The 2,476-nt window shown below is 61.5% G+C and carries 2 protein-coding genes; both read left to right on the top strand.

Annotated features, from left to right (window positions below; all coding sequences use genetic code 11):
- Positions 1–368: 368 nt before the first annotated feature.
- Positions 369–1,286: a Bug family tripartite tricarboxylate transporter substrate binding protein gene (locus WB528_RS00990; RefSeq protein ID WP_423886569.1), complete on the top strand. Its 918-nt coding sequence runs from the start codon at positions 369–371 to the stop codon at positions 1,284–1,286.
- A 172-nt stretch (positions 1,287–1,458) separates the two neighbouring features.
- Positions 1,459–2,445 (top strand): alpha/beta fold hydrolase, encoded by a 987-nt coding sequence (locus tag WB528_RS00995; RefSeq protein ID WP_423886570.1) that lies wholly within the window; start codon positions 1,459–1,461, stop codon positions 2,443–2,445.
- Positions 2,446–2,476 lie beyond the last annotated feature (31 nt).

The following is a 2,476-nucleotide window of genomic DNA, read 5'->3' on the forward strand; positions in this document are numbered from 1 at the left end:
GCGGTCGTGTGGCCTTACGTTCAAGATATTCCGAGCGGAATACTAATTCAGATCAAATGCTTTCTACCGGGGGCAGAAGGCTGACTGTCGCCTCCGGCAATAGCACGCGCGACGACATGCTGGCACATCTGCTGTGGGCACCGCGCCGCTTGCGTCGGCGATCCCAGAAGCCGGGACGATAAAGTCCGGCCAAAGGGACACCTGCATCATGATCCGGGTCCGTTCGCGAACTATCGTCCGGCATGGCGTTCATAAGCGTCTGCGCTCTGTTCGCAACGCGCGGCCTAGGAAACAGGATCATGACCGGTAGATATTTGACGAAGATGGCTTGCTTAATCGCCGCAATCCTTGTGGGCGCGGACCCGTCTGTGGCTTCCGCACAATCGCATTTCCCCAGCCACCCGATAACCATCGTTGTGCCGCTGCCACCCGGCGGTTTTGCCGACACGCTGCCGCGTCTTGTGGGCGAAAAACTCAGCCAGCGTTGGGGCCAGCCGGTGGTGATCGTCAACAAGCCCGGTGCCGCGCTCAATATCGGCGCCGAACTGGTCGCGCACGCGGCACCTGATGGATACACGCTTCTGGCGACGCCGGCAGGACCGCTGGCAACGAATCGATTTGTGTTCAAAGAATTGCCGTTCGATCCTGACGCCTTTGTCCCGGTGACCGTGCTTGCACGCGGGCCGTTCATTCTGGTCGCACACCATGGCCTTCCGGTCTCAAGCCTGAAAGAGCTTATTGCTTATGCCAAGGCCAATCCGGGTAAGGTGACCTATGCGTCTTCCGGAAACGGCAGCCCACCGCAATTGGCGATGGAACTGCTTGCGCAACAGGCCGGCATCCGCCTGCTGCATGTTCCGTTCAAGGGTCTGGCGCCGGCCCTCAACGCGGTCATGGCGGGACAGGTCGACCTCATGTTTCACGACTTTCCCAGCACAATGCCGCAGATCGCGGCCGGTACCGTGACGGCACTCGGCGTCGGCAGCGAAAAGCGCTTGGCGGAACTGCCGCAGGTTCCCGCCATTGCCGAGTTCTTGCCCGGCTTTTCATCCGGGTTTTGGTATGCGGTGGTCGCACCGCCAGGGACACCGCCGGCCGTCGCCGCCAAGCTATCGTCCGCGATGGCCGACGCAGTGCACTCGCCCGATATCGTCGCCAAGCTGAACAAATTCGCGATCTCGGCTGGCGGCGACACGCCTGCTGCCACCGCCGCTTTTCTAAAGAGGGAGATTGAGCACTGGCACGCCGCGGTCCTTGCCGCCAGCATCAAGGCGGTCGGCAACTGAGGATGGCTGCGACGTTGCGCGCCGCCTAGCCTTTTCCGGTACGCGCGCTAGGATTTGGCATCTTGTCCAAGTCCTGGGGCGCATGCCACATCGCGAACAGCAGCAGATACGCTTTTGCAAAAGCCGCGACGGCACGCGCGTCGCTTACGCGACCTGTGGCAATGGTCCACCCATGGTCTGGCTGGGCCACTACATGCGCCATCTGGATCTGGACTGGCAGAATCCGATCTGGCGGCATTGGCTCGCGTTTCTCTCTCGCAGGCACACGCTGATCCGCTACGACTTCCGCGGCTGCGGCCTGTCGGATCGTGACGGGGTGGAGTTTTCGCTCGATCGCCATGTCGAAGACCTGGAAGCGGTCGTCGAGGCTGCCGGACTTGATCGATTTGTCCTGTTTGCAATGCAAGGCGGCGGTCCCAAGGCGTCGGTCTTTGCCGCCAATCATCGGCAGCGTGTCTCTCATCTTATTCTTTACGGGGCACTGACGCGCGGACGCCTGGCCGACGCGCCGACGCCGCAACGGATCGACGAGGCCGAAACCAGATTGAAGGCGATCGAGTTGGGCTGGAACGACGACCTGCCGGCCTATGACCAGTTTTATGTGTCGCTTCAGATTCTGGATGCGTCGCCCGAACAAAAGCGTGCGCTCAACGCGCTGCTGCGCGAAACGTTGGCACCGAAGCAGGCCGTAGCGTTGCTGCGCTCCTATTGGCAAGCCGACGTGCGCACGATTTTGCCGCGAATTGAATGTCCGACACTGGTGATGCATGCGCGCGGCGATCCGACGATCCCGTTCGAGGAGGGACGCAAGGTCGCCGCGCTTGTGCCCGGAGCACGCTTCTTGCCGCTCGAAACGCGCAATCACATCCTGCTTGAGGGCGAGCCATCCTGGGCGCAATTCATGCAGGCAATCGAGGAATTCCTCCCCGCCTCCCAAAACGAGGTGGCCGATTGCCTTGCCGAGCTCACGGCGCGCGAGCGCGATTTGCTCGAATTCGTGGCGCAAGGCTCAAATAACAATGAGATCGCGGCAAGGCTGAACATTAGCGTGAAGACCGTTCGGAATCATCTGTCGACGATCTTCGGCAAGCTTGGCGCCAGCACGCGCGCGCAGGTCATCGTGCAGGCCCGTGACGCAGGGTTTGGACGGAGGCGGTGAGGTCCGTTCCAGGGTCATTCGCACCGTTATC

This window comes from Bradyrhizobium sp. (assembly GCF_049586575.1).
Classification (GTDB): domain Bacteria; phylum Pseudomonadota; class Alphaproteobacteria; order Rhizobiales; family Xanthobacteraceae; genus Bradyrhizobium.

What these genes read in the sequence shown, in the direction of transcription:
- WB528_RS00995 (WP_423886570.1), top strand. Translation starts at nt 1,459, where the DNA reads ATGGTCTGGCTGGGCCACTACATGCGCCATCTGGATCTGGACTGGCAG.